This is a genomic window from Pseudoalteromonas sp. 120-MNA-CIBAN-0494, assembly GCF_040308885.1.
GTDB lineage: Bacteria > Pseudomonadota > Gammaproteobacteria > Enterobacterales > Alteromonadaceae > Pseudoalteromonas > Pseudoalteromonas nigrifaciens.
On the sequence record NZ_JBEOOE010000026.1, the window covers coordinates 18,349 to 35,781 of the forward strand.

At 41.6% G+C, this 17,433-nt stretch carries 15 protein-coding genes; 5 read left to right on the plus strand and 10 right to left on the minus strand.

Translation table 11 applies throughout. The features are described 5' to 3' along the window. The first annotated feature begins 1 nt into the window (after position 1). Positions 2-4,006, plus strand: coding sequence for an alpha-1,6-glucosidase domain-containing protein (locus tag AAEY55_RS13925; protein ID WP_193038922.1), 4,005 nt, complete (start codon positions 2-4; stop codon positions 4,004-4,006). Positions 4,007-4,116: 110 nt separating this feature from the next. Continuing rightward, positions 4,117-4,659, plus strand: a complete 543-nt coding sequence (locus AAEY55_RS13930) for a PH domain-containing protein (RefSeq protein ID WP_089368845.1) — start codon at positions 4,117-4,119, stop codon at positions 4,657-4,659. 101 nt (positions 4,660-4,760) lie between these two features. On the opposite strand, the gene AAEY55_RS13935 is transcribed toward AAEY55_RS13930, so the two are convergent. From AAEY55_RS13935 to AAEY55_RS13945, 3 genes are all read right to left on the minus strand, one after another. Then, entirely contained in the window at positions 4,761-5,660 is a 900-nt protein-coding gene (locus AAEY55_RS13935) for a hypothetical protein (RefSeq protein WP_089368844.1), read from the minus strand. A gap of 159 nt (positions 5,661-5,819) precedes the next feature. Continuing rightward, a complete protein-coding gene (locus AAEY55_RS13940) occupies positions 5,820-6,164 on the minus strand; it encodes a rhodanese-like domain-containing protein (RefSeq protein WP_076922736.1) in 345 nt (114 codons plus the stop codon). A gap of 5 nt (positions 6,165-6,169) precedes the next feature. Continuing rightward, complete coding sequence (locus tag AAEY55_RS13945; RefSeq protein ID WP_010392474.1) at positions 6,170-6,358, minus strand: DUF2892 domain-containing protein; 189 nt, start codon at positions 6,356-6,358, stop codon at positions 6,170-6,172. 129 nt (positions 6,359-6,487) lie between these two features. On the opposite strand from AAEY55_RS13945, the gene AAEY55_RS13950 reads away from it, so the two are divergent. Genes AAEY55_RS13950 through AAEY55_RS13960 form a run of 3 tightly spaced genes read left to right on the plus strand, consistent with a single transcriptional unit; the run spans position 6,488 to position 11,155 of the window. Next, positions 6,488-6,790: a metalloregulator ArsR/SmtB family transcription factor gene (locus AAEY55_RS13950; RefSeq protein ID WP_010392476.1), complete on the plus strand. Its 303-nt coding sequence runs from the start codon at positions 6,488-6,490 to the stop codon at positions 6,788-6,790. A 5-nt stretch (positions 6,791-6,795) separates the two neighbouring features. Next, on the plus strand, positions 6,796-10,080 hold the full coding sequence (locus tag AAEY55_RS13955; RefSeq protein ID WP_089368843.1) for an efflux RND transporter permease subunit: 3,285 nt from the start codon (positions 6,796-6,798) through the stop codon (positions 10,078-10,080). Continuing rightward, positions 10,070-11,155 carry a sporulation protein YqfD gene (locus tag AAEY55_RS13960; protein WP_350551813.1) on the plus strand — a complete coding sequence of 362 codons (1,086 nt, stop codon included), beginning with the start codon at positions 10,070-10,072 and terminating at the stop codon, positions 11,153-11,155. The genes AAEY55_RS13955 and AAEY55_RS13960 overlap by 11 nt, the downstream gene beginning before the upstream one ends. Before the next feature lie 43 nt (positions 11,156-11,198). Here the strand turns inward: AAEY55_RS13960 and AAEY55_RS13965 are convergent, their stop codons facing one another. The 7 genes from AAEY55_RS13965 to AAEY55_RS13995 form a co-directional block, all read right to left on the minus strand. Further along, entirely contained in the window at positions 11,199-11,594 is a 396-nt protein-coding gene (locus tag AAEY55_RS13965; protein WP_226898065.1) for a YfeK family protein, read from the minus strand. Position 11,595: 1 nt separating this feature from the next. Beyond that, on the minus strand, positions 11,596-12,450 hold the full coding sequence (locus tag AAEY55_RS13970) for an endonuclease/exonuclease/phosphatase family protein (RefSeq protein WP_086998950.1): 855 nt from the start codon (positions 12,448-12,450) through the stop codon (positions 11,596-11,598). Between the two features lie 194 nt (positions 12,451-12,644). Then, positions 12,645-13,883 carry an ABC transporter permease gene (locus tag AAEY55_RS13975; RefSeq protein WP_011329457.1) on the minus strand — a complete coding sequence of 413 codons (1,239 nt, stop codon included), beginning with the start codon at positions 13,881-13,883 and terminating at the stop codon, positions 12,645-12,647. After that, entirely contained in the window at positions 13,876-14,583 is a 708-nt protein-coding gene (locus tag AAEY55_RS13980) for an ABC transporter ATP-binding protein (protein WP_011329456.1), read from the minus strand. The genes AAEY55_RS13975 and AAEY55_RS13980 overlap by 8 nt, the downstream gene beginning before the upstream one ends. Further along, a complete protein-coding gene (locus AAEY55_RS13985) occupies positions 14,583-15,746 on the minus strand; it encodes an efflux RND transporter periplasmic adaptor subunit (protein WP_089368841.1) in 1,164 nt (387 codons plus the stop codon). The genes AAEY55_RS13980 and AAEY55_RS13985 overlap by 1 nt, the downstream gene beginning before the upstream one ends. A gap of 54 nt (positions 15,747-15,800) precedes the next feature. Continuing rightward, positions 15,801-16,514 carry a YIP1 family protein gene (locus AAEY55_RS13990; RefSeq protein WP_011329454.1) on the minus strand — a complete coding sequence of 238 codons (714 nt, stop codon included), beginning with the start codon at positions 16,512-16,514 and terminating at the stop codon, positions 15,801-15,803. 186 nt (positions 16,515-16,700) lie between these two features. Then, entirely contained in the window at positions 16,701-17,378 is a 678-nt protein-coding gene (locus AAEY55_RS13995; protein ID WP_011329453.1) for a TorF family putative porin, read from the minus strand. Positions 17,379-17,433 lie beyond the last annotated feature (55 nt).

Below are 17,433 nucleotides of genomic sequence, written 5' to 3' on the forward strand. Positions count from 1 at the left end.
AATGAATAAAATAACTAAATTGACTCATTTGCTATTAGCGGTGAGCTTAACACTACTGTTTGGCTGTGGTGGCTCAGGCAGTAGCGATGTCAAAGCAGGTCAAGCCTTGTTGACTTGCGATGTACCACAAGTGCCTAACTCAGCAGGCACTCAATGCGTTGACCCAGAGCCTATCTCTTGCGACGTACCGTTATTTCCAGATGCAAATAATGAAAGCTGTACCAGTGGCTATAACCCCGACTTACCAGACCCTGTGGTATTTGCAGGCGAAGGCGAGGCTATTTTATTTTATAAGCGCCCTGAAAATGAAGGGTACGAAGGTTATCGATTACACTCATGGAATACCGACGGCTGTGATGCTTACGCGCCACCGTTTGATGCTACAGAGTGGTCCGATGGTCACGAATACGACGGTATTGATCCTAACTATGGTGCTTACTGGATTGTGGCACTAAAAGACGGTTACACCGAGTGTGCTAATTTTATTATTCATATTGGCACAGAAGGCTCAGGCAAAGCACATGGTGATGCGGATTTAACCATGCCACTGATGCAAGACGACGAGCGTTTTGTGCGTATGAATTTCACCTTTGACGGTGAGCCATCTGTATTTGAATACCCAGTTGCAAGCCTTGGTGAGCGCCCAGTTGCAATTGACGGTGCATCAGCTCACTGGATTGATTTAAATACTGTACTGTATAAGCCAAGTAATAAGCTTACACAAATCATTAAGCTGCATTCATCTGCTGCCGCCGAATTGGTTGTTGATGTTGATACAGGCTTAAATGGTAAAACCGTTGAATTAACGACAACGAGTTTAACCGATGCACAGGCAGCGAAAGTACCGCACTTAACAGATTGGACTGCCTATCAAGGTAATTGGGATGGCGAAACCGCCAAGCAACTCATTAAGCAGCAGTTAGCCGTTGCAGGCTACGATGCTGATGGCAAGCTACTTGAAGCAAGTTTTGTGCAAACCGCCAAAGCGTTGGATGCGCTGTACACCCAAGGTGAAAGTGACGCGAACGAAGCCATGTTAGGCGTGCATTATAATAACAATGTAATTGATGTTTCAGTATGGGCACCAACCGCTAGCAATATGATGATCAATGTATTTGACGCCGATAAAGCACAAGTGCATAGCACCGCCATGACGTTAGACAACAATACCGGTATTTGGTCGGTGAGCTTAGATAGTAAATACGACCGTCATTATTACCGCTTTGCGTTTGATGTTTACCACCCTACTACTCAAGCGATTGAAAGTTTATGGAGCACTGACCCTTACTCACTGAATGTATCTAGTAATGGCCTGTATTCGCAGTTGATCAATTTAAATGATGACGACACTAAACCAGAGGGCTGGGACGAGCGCATTGTGCCAACAATTACTAACCCTGAGGATGCAATAATTTACGAAGGTCATGTGCGTGATTTTAGTATACGTGATGAGTCAGTGAGTGAAGCAAACAGAGGTAAATATTTAGCATTTACTGAGCTTGAAAGCATCCCTATGCAGCACCTTAAGCAACTAGCTGACAAAGGTTTAACGCACTTTCATTTACTCCCTGTAACAGACATTGGCACCATTGAGGAAGATGCGGATAAGCGCGTTGAAATCACTGACACCCTAGGTAAGTTATGTGAGCGAATAGACGATACCGCCGATGCTTGTAAAATCGAAGATAAAAACAGCATCATTGCTGATTTAATGCAAAGCTACTTCCCGGGTTCTGATGATGCTCAAGCACTTGCCAGCGCGATGCGTGATTTAGACGGCTTTAACTGGGGTTACGACCCGCATCACTTTATTGCTCCTGAAGGCTCGTATGCATCAAGCAGCGAGGGCATTGCTCGGGTTAAAGAGACACGCGCCATGGTGCAATCACTGCAAGAAGTCGGTCTTCGTGTGGTTCTTGATGTGGTATACAACCACACAACCTCATCAGGCATTTGGGAAAAGTCAGTGTTTGATAAACTCGTGCCTGGTTATTACCACAGATACAATGAAGTATCAGGCACGATAGAGCGCTCAACATGTTGTGAAAACACCGCGACTGAACATGTGATGATGGACAAGTTTGTTAGCGATTCATTGGTCATTCTTGCCCGTGATTTTGGTTACGACAGCTTTCGCTTTGATGTTATGGGGCACATGCCTAAATCATCAATTTTAGCAGCGCGCGAAGCGGTGCAAGCGGTTGACTCAGATAACTACTTTTATGGCGAAGGCTGGAACTTTGAGGAAGTGGCTAATAACCGCTTGTTTATTCAAGCTAAGCAAGCTGATATGGCAGGCTCCGAAGTGGGGACTTTCAATGACCGCATCCGTGAAGCTGTGCGCGGTGGGGCGTTATTTGCAAATGAACCTACAGATGCTAATTTAGCAGACCAAGATACTCTGCGTTTATCACTGGCGGGTAATTTACAAAACTATATCCTGAAAGACTTTAAAGGTAATTCGGCAAAAGGTAATAGCTTTAGCTGGAATACGCAGCCGACGGCTTATGCTTTAGACCCAGCAGACACCATTAACTACGTATCAAAGCATGATAACGAAACACTGTGGGATCAGTTGCAATATAAGCATGCATCAAGCATGAGTATTGAGCAACGTGTGCGTGCGCACAACATGGCGTTGTCTATTCCACTTATGAGCCAAGGCATTCCGTTTATGCAACTGGGTGCTGATTTACTGCGTTCTAAGTCAATGGATCGTGATAGTTATAATGCCGGTGATTGGTTTAATGCTGTTGATTTAACCAAAGAGAATAATAACTGGAACATTGGTCTACCTAACGCAGAGAAGAACCAAGAAAAATGGTCTGAAATAATGCCTATTTCAGCTAATGCAGATGCACAGGCGATGCCACAAGACATTGCCTATGCAGGTGATGTATTCCAAGAGTTCTTAGCTATCCGTAGCGCAAGCCCGTTATTTAGATTAACCACTGAGCAAGATGTAATTGATCGTGTGGGCTTTCATAATGTGGGTGAAAACCAGCAGCATGGTTTGATAGTAATGAGTATTGACGATGGTGAAGGTCTCGTTGATTTAGATACCGCAGTAGATGCTGTTGTTGTTGTTATTAATGCGACGCAGCAAGCACTTTCACACACGGTACTCACGGCTACTGGGTTTGAATTACACCCAACTCTTAAAAACAGTGTAGATAGTAGCATGACGGAAGTGAGTTTTACGGCCAGTGAAACCGACGGCACGTTCACTGTGCCTGCTTACACCATGGCTGTGTTTGTTAAACCACAAGGCGAGAGCCAAGGCGCTGGCTTGAGTGCTGATGCAACTGTTGGTGCGCCAGATATCGTCCCTTATGGCAGCACTGAGGTGTATCTTCGTGGTGATTTAAATGAGTGGGGGCTCTCTGACCAATTTGAATATGTTGGCAGTGGCGAGTATCAAATTATGAAGGCGCTAACAGCTGGGGAAAGCTTTGGTTTCAAAGTTGCTTCAGAGAGTTGGGAACTCGTGAATTTTGGTGCTAATTCAGAGCAAGAGGCTGTTGTTCAATTGGGAGTAGAAAAACAACTTAGTTTTAATGGAGCTAATATTAGCTTTACGGCAGACACCGCAGATAACTATTTGTTCTCGTTTAATGCTTCAGATAAAGAAAACCCAACATTAACAGTGGTAAAAATAGGGCCATTTGGAAATGTGTCGTTGTATTTACGTGGCAGTTTAAATGAGGCAGATAGTTTGTGGGGGACAGGCGATCAATTCACATACACAGGTGATGGTTTATATACTTTTTCTAAACAGCTAAGTGCACAAAGTGATGCATATGAGTTTAAAGTTGCTACCAGTGATTGGAGCACTGTCAATTTAGGAGCTGGTGGAGATAGCTCAGAAGTAATATTAGGGAGTGAAACACCTTTAGCGGCTTCTAATAATAACTTGAGCTTGTTAATTGAAACCGAAGGAGAGTATCGCTTTGTGGTTAATGCAAATGATCTCGAAGCGCCTTTTATTATTGTTAACTTACAATAAGCTTTCACTAAGATAGCCGAAGCCGAGTTTTATACTCGGCTTTTTTATTATAGTTGCATTCAGCCACAATATTCCCTAGGTTAATAGAATAAATATCAAGGAGGTAATGAATGTCTGAGTTAGCCCTGAAAACCGCCAGTTTTAACCCTAAAGTAAAATCTTACTGGATCACGCTAGGAGTAATTACTTGTTTAGTGTGTTTGGTTGGGATCCCATTAATCCCAATTGTAGCGTTAATAATTTGGATCGTGGCTGGGCGTATGCTTGCGGCTATGTCAGCTAACTTATTAGAGCGTAAGCTAGTAGTAAAACGCGGTGTGTTTTTTAAAGAAGAAAAGTCCATCCCACTTGAAAAAATAACTGACGTCGGGTTAAGCCAAGGCCCGTTGATGCGTTTATTTGGTTTATATCGACTAAGCTTTGAAACCGCAGGTCAGTCTGGTCATGGCGCATTAGTATCGTTACTAGGGGTAGTTGATGCCAGTGAGTTTCGCGAGGCCATCTTAACGCAAAAAGACAATCTAGCCGAAACAAAGCCAAGCAAGGCTAAAGCTGATGAGCCACAAAGCCAAGTCGAATTACTCCGAGCTCTCACCTACAGCGTAAAAAACATCGAGCAAATGCTAGTTACACTTCTGGAAGAGAAAAAATGATTAGGTCATATAGGGAGCTAAAGGGAATATGGTTAAGTAAGGATTGCTTTTGGCTTGTTTATTTGTAGGCGCCATCCGATGACGCCTACAACATGCTAACCCTAAGTATCTCCATTATTAGTGCTCGAAATATACGAGGACATTGATGATGACAGATTTCTATCTAAAGCATTTTTTAAGCATTGGGAGACTGATGGCGCTGATATTTTATAGTGATTTAATGCAATACCGTCTAAATAAGTTAAATAAGGGTTTACCGATAAACTGAACGCACCTAACTCTTTTATCCACTTCGCTAAAAAAATAACACGGTATTGCCCGTCGCTTCCATTGTTAAGATTAACTTCTAAATTTAAATTCTTACTCACCTCACTCCACAGACTCTGATACAAGGTCTCACCAACTATGATCGGTTTTGATGTAAAAAAGCTATCAGGATTTTTAATATTATTTTCAACTTTATGATTTACCCAGTTTTGAATTCGAGATGATGTATATTCTTCAAATACAGCCTTTACTGCATTATTTACATGGGAGGGGCAGTTGTTTTGTCTATCTAGATGAGAAGACTGACTTATTTGATAAAGTGGCATTAGGCTTAGTTCAGTTTGAAGTGTGTGTTTAAATGTTGAGAAATGCTCATCAATTGCTTTTTGTTTAGATATAGCAATAAGATCATTTTTATTTAATATCGTAGCTTCTATATATTTATCTGACTCATTTCTACTATGATTTCCCACAAAAAATGCAAAGTGGTTGTTACCAGAGACATCCATCATAATAACTTTATGCGGATTTGAATCACATGTTTGATCAGCAATAGCAGCTTTTTGATCAGAGGGTGTAGTGTGGCATTGAGCTAATGGTACATTGCTTTTTGCTAGTTCAGAGGCTCTGCCATAATTACAATCTTCACATACCATTAAGGTAATGCTGTCATCAGCATTTACAGAGTGAGCAATACCGAGTAAAAATAGTAATAAAGCGGCAGCTTTTTTCATAAAGTCTTCCTTAGACGGGTGTTCCTTTTTCATACATTAGCGTTGAAGTTTATTAATTTCAATCTTTGATTTTAATTGAACATAGTGTTCCTTTAAATTTGGATTATGTTATTTAAGCTCGGCGATCGGTTGATCGCCGAGTGATTTAATTTTTGGCCTTTAAAATGCCTGACAAACAGCTTCTGCTTTACAAGTAATAACTGTCACGTTTTCGTAGCCTACTCGGGTCAGCGCTTCAGCACTTAATGTTGCACGCGCACCACTAGCGCAATGTAAATAAATAGGACGGGCTGCGTCTTTTTCTATTTCCATGAGCTTCATTTCAAGTAGCCCGCGAGGAATGTTTATAGCGCCTATAGCTGCTTTGGTGGCATGTTCAGCGGGTTCTCGTACATCAATCAACAATCCTTTATTTTGCTCAAGCTCTTTCTTTGCTTGTTCGGCATCAATACGGCGCTGATTAGGAGTAATTATTTTTAGTAAATCGGGAATAGGGGTAAGCATGGTGTTTATTCCTTAAAGCCAAGTTTGCGTAATAGAGTGATCATTGGGCACCAGCTAGTAAAAGCTGATTGAATTAAATTTACTGCGATAAAAGCTGTAAAGTAAATCCACTTAGGATCGTGATAAGTTTGCAATAAAAGCGACACAATAATCATTATGCCAGCGATTAGTCTGAGTGCGTTATTTAGCTTCATTATAGTAGGCCAGTTATTTAGTTCAGTACAGTCACTATATTAGGTTTATCTATATTAGTAAAATCTAATATTAGACTTTTCTAATCTAACGCCTTATACTTAGACTCTATTTTAGAATAAGAGCATAGTATGAATATTGACTTTACTGCCATGGCCGGCAATGTAGAACAAGCCGAGCAGCTATTAAAAATTTTAGCCAATAAAAATCGCTTGATGATTTTATGTTCTTTGCAAGATTCAGAAATGAGCGTATCTCAGCTCAATGAAGCCGTGCCATTAGCGCAGTCTGCGTTATCTCAGCACTTAGCAGCGTTGCGTAAAGCAAACATTGTGGCTACGCGCCGCGAGAGCCAAACAATTTATTATCGTGTCATTGATGAAAATGCAGTCGTTCTGCTTGGTACCTTGTATGGGTTATTCTGTAAGGGCTAAGTGCGATGAGCTTAATAGACAATGCGGTAAAAAGTAGTTTAAGTGGTCGCATTCCGATTATTATTTTTGTGATGTCTTTGTTACTTGGGGTATTTGCACTAAATCAAACACCTCGAGAAGAAGAGCCGCAAATTACTGTGCCCATGCTCGATATTTATGTATCAGCACCTAACGTTGAGGCGCCTGAAGTCGCTAGGTTAGTAACACAACCGCTCGAGAAGTTACTGGCTCAGCTGGTGGGGGTTGAGCATATTTACTCAACCACACAAACTAACAGTACAGTGGTTACGCTGCGTTTTGAAGTAGGGCACAACCGCGAACAAGCTATTTTAGATACCTATGCAAAATTAAATAGTTATCAGCATACAATGGCTTCTGTTATCAAAAGTTGGCAAATACGGCCCGTTGAAGTGGATGATGTACCTATTGTTATGCTGGGGCTATACAGTAAAGCCCCGCAACTCTATGGTGATTACGAACTAACCCGTTTTGCTAACGAAATTGCTAATAATTTACAACGCATTGAGCATACCAGTGAAGTTAAAGTAATTTCGGGGCGTACACGCACTCTTACCATTAATTTAAATGCCAGCGCACTGGCTGCCCATCAAACCACGGTAAACGATGTTTTTTACGCATTAAATGTATCAAACCAACTCACTCAAGTAGGGAATGTGGTTGATAATCAGCAGCAAATTGCTATTCAGGCAGGTGATGTACTAAGAACACAATCAGCGGTAGAGCAATTAGTTGTTAATGTGGTTAATGGTAAAAGTGTTTACTTGATGGACATTGCAACAGTCAGCGATGGCCCTAGTGAAACTGAGCATTACCAATGGTTAGCGCAATCAACTGATCAGCAGCAGTTGCCTATGGTTACTTTAAGCGTAGCTAAGCAAACAGGGACTAATGCAGTTGCTGTTGCTAATGATGTTCATACTATGATTAATGAACTTGCAAATACCTTATTGCCACCAGAAGTTAGCTATACAGTACTTAGAGATTATGGCCAAACTGCGAATGAAAAAGTAAATAACCTCACATCAAGTTTAGTGTTTGCAGTGTTTACTGTGGTGATATTTGTTGGCGTGTTTTTAGGTTGGCGCCCTGCTGTGGTAGTTGGGCTGGCGGTTCCTATTTGTTATGGCATTACACTCTCATTAGATTTTGCATTTGGTTACACCATTAATCGGGTGACCTTATTTGCGCTTATTTTATCATTAGGCTTACTGGTAGACGACCCTATCACGGGTATTGATAATATTAGTCGCTTTATAAATAATAAAGGCGATAAAAAACAACATGTTGTTGGCGCAATGAGCGAAATTCGAAATGCCTTGCTTATGTCGACACTCACTATAATGGTGGCGTTTATTCCACTGGCGTTTATTACCGGCATGATGGGGCCATATATGGCACCTATGGCATTTAATGTGCCGGTTAGCGTGATGGTTTCTACCATTGTTGCATTTTTTGTAACCCCTTGGCTTGCGATGAAGTTACTCAAGCCTGATAACGAACAACCCTCCGAGCTTGCTCCTAAAGTTGGTGCATATCAAAGAATATTAAGCCCATTATTGGTTTCTAAGGGGCGAGCAAAACTTGTTTTGTGGCTAACCCTAGCATTATTTATTATCAGCGCCATGTTACCCGTGATGCGTTTGGTGCCTTTAAAGCTACTCCCTTTTGATAATAAAAATGAGCTGCAAGTACTGATAGATATGCCAGAGGGGACTAATCTGGAGCGCACAGCTGCATTTACTAAACAAATCCAAACACTCACATGGCAATTAAACGAAGTAAGTGAAATAGCCACTTATGTAGGCCAGCCTTCAAGTATGGACTTTAATGGTATGGTACGCGGTTATTACCGACGAGAAGCACCGAACTTAGCTGAACTAAGAGTGCTACTACTAGATAAAACAGCGCGCGAGCATCAATCTCATGCGGTGGCAATGCGTTTGCGTAAACAGTTAGCACCATTAGTAAATAACGGCATAGTGATTAAAGTAGTTGAAGTGCCGCCAGGGCCGCCGGTGTTAAGTACTTTAGTGGCAGAGGTTTATCGAGATACATTTATTGATAGGCAAACGCATTATTTAGCCGCAGAGCAAGTTGCAACGCGCTTAAAACAAGAACCTCATGTGGTAGAGGTTGATACTTCAATGGTTGCAGCAGCCCCTTTGCAGCGTTTTATTACTGATAAAACGAAAGCGGCGCATAGTGCTATATCTACCGAAAATATCACGCAAACACTTAGCATAGCGTCACAAGGGCAAACGGTTGGGCAGCTTTATGTCAGCAACGAAACTCAGCCTGTGCCAATAAAACTGCAGCTATCTTATAGCGAACGCAATCAATTTGCACAATTGCTAGCATTACAACTAAGGGGCGACAGAGACATAGCTAAAAATGCGAGTAAATTTGGCTTAAGCAGTGCGCCGCGGCCTTTAGTTGCGCTTTCTGAGCTTGGAGAGTTTACTCAATTAAATGTAGCGCAAACTATTATGCGCAAAGATCAGCGCGAAGTTATTTATGTTATGGCAGAGCTAAATGGTAGAACTCCCGCAGCAATAATTGCCGATGTAACTGCTGATTTAAATATATCAACAGACGATTTTGTAAAAACGCCTTGGTTAGCGCGGCACTTTTTTAATAATGGTGGCACCGCACCTTGGCAATTACCGCCAGGTACGCAAGTAACATTTAGCGGTGAAGGAGAGTGGCGTATTACCATAGATGTATTTAGAGATATGGGGATTGCCTTTGCATTTGCACTTAGCGCCATTTTTATTATTTTACGGCTACAAACACGCTCAGTAAGCTTGTCGCTTATTATTATGTCGGCAATACCACTCACTGTTATTGGTATTATGCCTGGTTTTTGGTTACTTAATCAGTTTGGTGAGCGCAGTATTGCATCAGCTCCCGAGCCGGTTTTATTTACCGCTACTGCGATGATAGGCATGATTGCCTTGGCGGGTATTGTGGTGCGTAATTCACTTATTTTAGTTGAGTTTATTAATCAAGCACGCGCCCAAGGTATGGCAATAAAAGCAGCGTTAATTGCAGCAGGAACAGTGCGCATGCGCCCCGTACTACTAACCGCAGGCACTACATTATTAGGTAACTTAGTGATTACACTAGATCCGGTATTTAGTGGCTTAGCAATTGCGATTATTTTTGGCATTGTGGCATCAACGTTGTTTTCGTTATTTGTAGTGCCGCTTGTTTATTACTTAGTATTTGCAAACACAGAAACCACTGCGGGAGAAACGCATGCAAGGTAAATCAAAACTAGTTGGCTCGTTACTCGCTTTATTAGTGGTAGTAGGCGCCGTATTGTATATGGCGGGCAGCTTTTCAAATAAGCAAGTTGCTGGTTTGAAAACGACCAACGCTAACAATTACCACGGTAAGCGGGAAACGGTTTTACTACAAAAAATATCCCGTAGTGAATGGGTGCCAGGCAGTATTATTGCGAAACAAAATACCCAAATTTCATCGCGAGTTATGGCGCAAGTTGAGCGTTTAAGTGTACGCGCGGGCGATAAAGTAACCAAAGGTGATTTACTCATTACCTTACAACAAGATGACTTTAAAGCGCAATTAGCACAAAGTGAGGCGCAAATTAATGCTATTCAAGCCGCATTAACCCAAGCTACAAAGCAACTTAAGCGAATTGAAAGTGTGTATGCGCAAGGCTTAGTATCGTTAAGTGAGTTAGATAATGCGAAGGCAAATTTTGATAGTTTATCGGCCAATTTAATTGCCGCTAAGCAGCAGCAAACACAAGCCAAAGTTGCGCTGAGTTACACTCGTATTACAGCGCCTATTTCGGGGGTTGTAGTAGAGCGGTTAGTCGAACCTGCTGATACAGCTACGCCTGGGCAGGCTTTATTGGGATTATATAACCCGCAGCAGCTACAAGTTGAGTTTAGTGTGCGAGAAATGCAAGCGGTTAAATTGCAGTTAGGGCAAAGTTTAACCATAAAGCTGCCTGCGCTTAATTTAACCTCGCCAGCCACAGTGGCCGAAATAGTTCCGGTTGCCGATAGCGCCTCACGTAGTTTGTTAATTCGCTTAGACTTTGACTCTTCTGTAGGGGTAATGCCCGGCTTGTATGCGCAATTAGAGTTAGTATTACCCGATGAACAAGGAATATTGCTAGATAGTAGCTGGATACATGAGTTTGGCCAATTAACTATGCTGTATGTGATTAATAGTGACAATGAGCAAATAGAACGCCGGTTTGTGCGCTTAGGTGAAATAATTGGCGCAAAGCAGCATGTAGTTACTGGGCTTAACCCCGGCGATATTCTAGCGATAGATTACGTACCTAACTTAGCGCATACAGCTAGGTAACGCTTAGCTTGTTATTATTGATAGCTTTAGAGAGCCGTATTTACTACGGCTTTTTTGTGTTTCTAAATCGTATTAGCTCATTGGTTAGCCAGCTATTTGCGGTTAACTTAGCACCACTGCTTAAAATTACCGTGTAGGCTTTACCACTCCATGAACTTTTACTGGCTAGATTATTAATAAAGTCGTCGGCTGTTTTTGCATAACGTTTAGCTTTACGGTATTTCATGGCTAAATGCTCGGCGGCTTCTTTGCTAGTATGTTCATCGCCATTGCGGATAAAAGTGGCGTTGCTGTTGCTAATAAAGGTAATTAAATGCTGCACTTCTTGGTCGGGTTCTCGATTGGGTAATTGTTTTGGGGGTGCAGCTAGGCTTATTTGGCTAAAAAAGGTGAATAATATGGCCAGTAGCCAAGCAGAATAAATACGAGTTTTTTTCATGTTATACATCATCAATTTTTAAAGTGGCTAAAATAGGGTTGTGATCAGAACTGGTATATTCGCTTACTAAAGTATCAGAAATAACAACACCACGAGCCCACACTTGATCCAGGGCTAAACCAAATGCTTTTGTACGCTTGTCATCTACGTATATAGCTTCTTTAAGGCCCAGTTTAGTCAGCGCGTCATTAACTAGCTTTTGGCGTGCATCGCTCCATGCGTTTAAATCGCCCGCAAAAAGAATTGGCCCTTTGTGTTGTTGCATTATTTTTATACTGGCTTGTAACTGTTGCGCGTAGGCTTTAGTACCAAACGTAAAGTTAATGCCGTGCAAATTAACGCTCAATAAGCGTTGTTGGTTAGCCATTGCATATTCAACAATGTTAGTTGCTTTTGGGCTTCGTAACCATGGCTCTTTATGAATAAAAGTACAATGTACAGTTGCAGGCCAGCGGCTAAGCGTCATTACACCAGATTGTACATTGCCACTTTTATAACCGGGCGAAAAACGCCAAAAAGGTTTAAGGCTAGTAAGGCGTGTATCTACAATAGCCTCTTGTAATAAAACAATATCAGCAGTTTCATTAAGGTGAGTTAAATCTTTATATAGGCCTTGGTTTTGTGCCTTATAAATATTCCATGAGAGTAACCTAGCTTGTTGAGGAACAATAAACTTACGGCTGTATGTTTTTTGCCTACTTGCCTGTAGTTGCTGATTACAACGCAGAGGAGTATATGCGGTTTCGGTTATACCTTGCGCTTCATCTGATGGGTTTAGTTGTGCTAGCGCCAAGCTAGAGTTTATAGTTAAAAAAGAGCATGCAGCAATAATGCAACGTATTAGCTTTTTGTGCATTTAATACCTTATTTAAAATTAGCCGTGAGCAATATCAATAGTGTGTACTTTGGGTGGTTTAAGCGTTAAAAGTTCATTTTTTAAGTGGTGTTTAAGTAGGGTAATACTTTGTGCTTGAAGTTTAAAGAGAGTTTTAATCACTGTGTTAATTATGTACTAGGCTTACATCCTTGTAAGCAACTACAATGCTATTGTTACTCGTAACGCAGTGCATCTATAGGGTTGAGCCTGGCGGCTTTAATGGCTGGGGCTAAACCAAACACTATGCCAATTAATGAAGTAAAACCAAACGACAACATTACCGCCCATGCCGGAATATACGCATCTGGCATGCTAGGAACCATAAACGAAATAAGCCCCGCTGCACCATAACCAATGGCAAGCCCAATCAACCCGCCAAATAGCGATAACACCACAGCCTCAACTAAAAACTGCAACATTATAAAGCCGGGTGTAGCGCCTAGCGCTTTAAGGGTGCCAATCACGCGGGTGCGCTCAGTTACCGACACTAACATAATATTCATTACACCTATGCCACCAACTAATAAGCTAATACCAACAATACCTGCGGTTATGGCAGTGGCACTACCGGTAAATTTATCTACTTGGGCGCGGGCTTTTTCAGCAGTTTCAAATTCAAAGTCATTGTCGTCGCCGTCTTTAAGTTTATGTAACTGGCGCAGTATACGAGTAATTTTTGCTAGTACCTGCTCTTCGTTAGCGTTGTCTTCAAGCCTAAACATAATTTGTACATTACTTTGCGTATTGCCTCCCTCTAACGCACTCATAGTGCTAATGGGAATATTAATATAATCGTCTTGATCAAAGCCCAAAAAGCTACCTTGTTTTTCGGCTACACCAATAATTCTAAACCATTCGCCACCTAGCTTTATGTATTCACCTACCGGATTGCTGGGTAAGTTTAATTTTTCGATAATTGACGGCCCAATAAAAGCTACGCGGCGGCGTTTTTCGTCGTCTTCAGCGCGAATAAAACGGCCTAGATCGGGGTAGGTACGGTATGCTTTTTGATAGTCTTGCTCAGTACCCATAACCCGCGATGAATGACTTTTATTACCATACTCAGCTCCGCCTGAAAAACGCCAAGTAAACATTAGTGCGGTGAGTGTTTCTGCTTCTTTTACTCGTGCTTTTAAGGTTAAAAAATCGTCGTAGCTAAGTTTTGCATTTTTACCAACCATTTCTAGCTCAATACTGGTATACGCCTTAATAGTAGTTACATCGGGCGACATATCAGCGAACTGATCGTTTATTTGCTTGGTAAAGCCTTGCATTACAGCAACCACAGTTACTACTGCGGCCACGCCAATAATAATACCTAAACAGGTGAGGGCAGAGCGCATAGCATTTGCTTTAATTGCCGAAAATGCGGCTTTAGTGCCTTCCATAGTGGCCAGTGCAAGTTTAAACATGCTGCCTTGCTCCTTGGTTTTTAGTTACGTCACTCACTACTTTACCATCCACTAAGCGAATTACCCGCTGACAGTGGTCGGCAATTTCTTGCTCATGTGTAACCAAAATAATGGTATGCCCTTCGTTATGCAGCTCATCAAATAAGGCCATAATTTCGCGGGTGGTTTTACTGTCTAAGTTACCGGTTGGCTCATCACCTAATAATATATGCGGTTTAGTGACTAAAGCACGAGCAATAGCAACTCGTTGACGTTGCCCGCCCGACAGCTGGCTTGATAAGTGATTTACTTTGTCGGCTAAGCCCACGCGCTTTAGCGCCTCAAGGGCTTGCTGTTTGCGTTGTTTGCTAGGGGTAAAGCGGTAAACTAAAGGCTGCATTACATTTTCTAGCGCCGATGCGCGTGGTAATAAGTTAAAGCTTTGAAATATAAATCCGACGCTTTCGTTGCGTTGGTGCGCAAGCTCGGTTTCGGTCATACTTTTTACTAACTTATCTTTTAAATAATACTCGCCGCTGGTGGGGGTATCTAAGCAGCCTAACAAATTCATTAGGGTAGACTTGCCAGATCCTGAGGGGCCAATAATGGCCACATATTCATTGGGCATAATGCTAATGTTTACATCATCAAGTGCTTTAAATATCTCAGCGCCCATTTTGTATTGTTTATTAATATGCTCAAGCTTGATCACCGCAGTCATTAGTTGTTTTCCTTCGCAGCGGCTTTTACTTTTACTGTGTCGCCTTCTTTTAAAGTACTAATAGGGCGAGCCGGGCCAATAACTATTTTGTCACCTTCATTGAGCCCCTCGGTAATTGCTTGTTCAATATCTGATGATATACCAACAGCTACGGTTACTTTACTAACGCTGTTGTCGTTATTTAGGCGCCAAACAAAGGTGCTGTCGTCTTGTTTTTGAATTGCTTCTATTGGTAACTTTAAACCATTTTCGGCAATGCTGGTGGCAATTTCTGCTCTACAGCTCATTCCGGCATATAGTTGACGATCGGTAGCATCGAGTAATACTTTTACCTTAAATGATAACCCTTGTGAGCCAGGCTGATTTTTAGCCGAGGTACCAATGTTTATTACTGTGCCAGTAAAAGGATTATTAGGATAAGCAGCGGCATAAATATTTGCTTTTTGGTGGAGTTTAATACTGGCTATGTCGGTTTCATCAACCCGCAACTCAGCTAAAATAGCACTGGGGTCAGCAACCAGCATTAAATCAGAGCCTATTATATTGGTCGTTCCGGCAATAACCGTTTCGCCTTCTTTAATATTAACCGAAGCCAATAGGCCACTCATAGGCGCTTTAAAAACACTTTTATTTAACCGATCTTGGGCAATTTGCAACGACGCATGAGCTTGGTTAAACGACTCTTTACGAGATTCAATATCTATTTTAGCTAAGTCGCGGGCACTTGCTAGGTTTTCATAGGCTTCTTCATTGCCCAAACCGACATCGTAAAGCTCTTTTTGTCTTTTTAGTTGGCGCTCAAAGTTAACTAAGCGAATTTGGCTATGTTTAATTTCTATTTCGGTGGCACGTAGTAGCGCTTTATTGCGGGTTACTTCAGATTCAAATGCAGTGGTATCAAGGCGCATTAAAATATCGCCTTGTTTTACACTTTGGCCTTCTTCGACAAATACTTTATCTACTCGGCCGGTAACTTCAGAGCGCAGCTGAACTTGAGTATTAAATACTAAGTTACCAGACGCCATTATTGAGTCGGCAATATTGCCTAGTTCAACATGGGCGATATTTACCTCGGGCTGTTTTTTATCACCAGAAATTTGTTTTGATACAATTAACGCTATAAAAGCGGCAATAGCGAGTGTGATGATAATGGCTTTTTTCATTTTATCGGTCCGTGAGTGAAAATGTGCAGAGGCTAACTTGCCTCTGCATAATAATTAAAGTGCGGCTATAATCGCCCAAACACTAAAAATAATAATACTTGGTAAGGCTGCAAACAGCAGTGCTTTATTAGTTGAGAAATTAGTCCAGCATTTTAGCCCAACCATGCCCAGCGCAATGCTCCAAATAGTGAACAGGTTAATTGATTCTAGTAAGGTATAAAAAGTATGTGTGGCATCAAGCCCAACAATGAGCTGATTGATAGAAGCGTAACTAAACACCGCTTGTTGCGAAATTTGATCTGTGTTGGCCATTAATACTAAGGCGATAGTGCCAAGGCTTGAAATAACCGTAGGCATCATTGTCCATAATGAAAAGCCATACCAAGCACCGTAACTATGTTGTGAGTTAGGATCGAGTTTAGCTATCAGCATATAATAAAGTGCAACTAAAGCATTCATTATTACTATGCCAATAATACCGCCGATCATGCCAAACCACATTTGGTTTGGGGCATTTTGTTCAATCGCTTGACGAATCATTTTTTGCTCGCCAATAGTGGCATCAACACTTGAAACGGCTACTTGCTCATTAATTAAAAACTGTATATCAACACTATTATAAAAAACAAACATACTCGCGGCGGTGGCAACTGCTATACAAATAAGGGCCAACCATGACCAGCCTTTTGCTTGCTCTATACCATTAAACGCTTTACTTGGGCTGATATAAATATCGATTAGTGCGCTTAGCGCGTTAGGTGACTTCATTATTATTCCTTAATAACCTAATTTGGGGGGAATTACTGGCTATAGCATAAGGCAAAATGAGGATAAGGTGATTATTTTATTGTAACGGTTTGTTAACGTAGTTTGTTTAGTGGCCAGGTTATTTATGCTGCTAAAACTAAAAAAGAGCCTTTCGGCTCTTGGGTTGCAGCAATTACAGTGTAATTTTTAAAGTGTAAAGTCTACTGAATAAGCAACATAGGCTTTTACGTCAGAGCCATCTATATCGGTATCAGATAAACCAAAAGTGAAACCATCTTTAGATACTGCTATGCCATAATCAATAATATTGTCATCACCTATAAAATCACCAGAGTAGTGGCCTAAATGAAATGCTATTTCGGTGCCGTTATTGCCAACAGCAAAAGCATAATCTGCCGTTAGGTAAAGTGAGTCAGCAAAGTCTGTACCGTCACCACTTGCTGCAGAGGTTGCTAATACAGCAGCACCAAAGGTGAAGCCTTTTACACTTATACTGCCGTAAATCTCAGAAAAGTCAGCATCAGCCGTGGAAGCTGCATCTGGGTATGCATAATAAATGTAACCAACATCGTAGCTCACGCTTTCATTAATAGCGCCACCAAAGCCTGCATACAAGTCTAATTCATAGGTCATCTCATCGGCCCAAGAGGCATTTGATGCCCAAGCACCGGCATAAAAACCAGACTCGTTGGTGTAGTCAATGCCGCCTGAAATGGCAGCATCACCACTGGTTTGTTCTTGTCCGCGCCATAAATAGTTTGATGTTGCTGCCGCATTAGCGGTTACTTCAGCATAGGCTGCTGTTGATGCGACACTAACTAAAGAGAGTGCTGTTATTGTTATGACTTTTTGTAGTTTTAGCATGTTTTAGTTCCTGTTATATGATTGCATGCCAAAGCTTTAAGGCTTATAGCTTGGC